The following is a 1,325-nucleotide window of genomic DNA, read 5'->3' as shown; positions in this document are numbered from 1 at the left end:
GACGCCTGCCGCCTTGTGCAGGCAAGTGAGGAAGACATGAAGACGCTCCGTGGTTTGCGCTGGCAAATCCTGGCCCTGATGATGCTTGGCACCGTGGTCAACTACATCGACCGCAACACGCTGGGCATCCTGGCGCCGCAGCTCAAGGAACAGCTGCACTTCACCACCGAACAGTATTCCTTCGTCGTCAGCGCCTTTCAGCTCTGCTACAGCCTGATGCAGCCGATCGCCGGCTACATCACCGACCTGATCGGCCTGAAGTTCGGCTACGCCATGTTCGCCTTCGTCTGGGGGGTGGCCGCCGCGCTGCACGCGCTGGCCGGCAGCTGGCAGTCGATGGCCTTCTTCCGCGGCCTGCTCGGCATCAGCGAGGCCGCCGCCATGCCGTCGGGCGTCAAGACCTCCACCCTGTGGTTCCCCGCCCGCGAACGCTCCATCGCCACCGGCTGGTTCAACACCGGCAGCTCGATCGGCGCCATGGTCGCCCCGCCCTTCGTCATCTGGCTGTCGCTCGCCTACAGCTGGCAGGTCGCCTTCATCATCACCGGCCTGCTCGGCGTCGGCATGTCGCTGCTGTGGGTCATGCTCTACCGCAACCCGGAAAACCATCCGCGCCTGACCAAGGAGGAGCACAGCTACATCCTGGAAGGCCGCGAGCATGTCGAGCTGCCCAAGCCCTCGGTCAAGCGCGTGCTCGGCAAGGGCAAGTTCTGGAGCATCGCCGCCGCCCGCTTCCTGACCGAGCCGGCGTGGCAGACCTTCAGCTTCTGGATCCCGCTGTACATGGTTTCGACCCGCGGCATGGACATCAAGCAGTTCGCGCTGTTCGCCTGGCTGCCCTTCCTGTTCGGTGACCTCGGCTGCATCCTCAGCGGCTACCTGTCGCCCTTCTTCGCCAAGCGGTTCAAGATGACGCTGGTCAACTCGCGCATCGCCGGCGTCGGCGTCGGTGCGGTGTGCATGATCGGCCCGGCGCTGATCGGCCTCGTCTCCAGCCCGATCACCGCGATCTTCCTGTTCTCGCTCGGCGCCTTCGCCCACCAGATGCTGTCCAGCCTGCTCTACGCCCTGGTGACCGACAGCTTCGAGAAGCAGGACGTCGCCACCGCCACCGGCTTCGGCGGCATGGCCGGCTACATGGGCGGCATGATCTTCTCCCTGATCATCGGCCAGCTCGCCAGCACCATCGGCTACGAGCCGCTGTTCGCCTGCCTCTCCGTCTTCGACCTCACCGCCTTCGCCATCATCGCCCTCGTCCTCGGCCAGCGTGGCAAGACCGCCGCCATCGCTCACGCCACCGCCGACGCCGCCGCCGATTGAACTCC

General features: G+C 65.8%; 1 protein-coding gene. It reads left to right on the top strand.

The genetic code is table 11. The annotated features are described in order from the left end of the window. Positions 1-36 precede the first annotated feature (36 nt). Positions 37-1,320 (top strand): MFS transporter, encoded by a 1,284-nt coding sequence (locus TSO352_RS16135; protein WP_109107149.1) that lies wholly within the window; start codon positions 37-39, stop codon positions 1,318-1,320. Positions 1,321-1,325: the final 5 nt, after the last annotated feature.

Origin of the sequence: Azospirillum sp. TSO35-2 (assembly GCF_003116095.1) — a bacterium.
Classification (GTDB): Bacteria; Pseudomonadota; Alphaproteobacteria; order Azospirillales; family Azospirillaceae; genus Azospirillum.
Note: the sequence above shows the minus strand (reverse complement) of the source record. Positions and strands in the feature narration are given on the sequence as shown.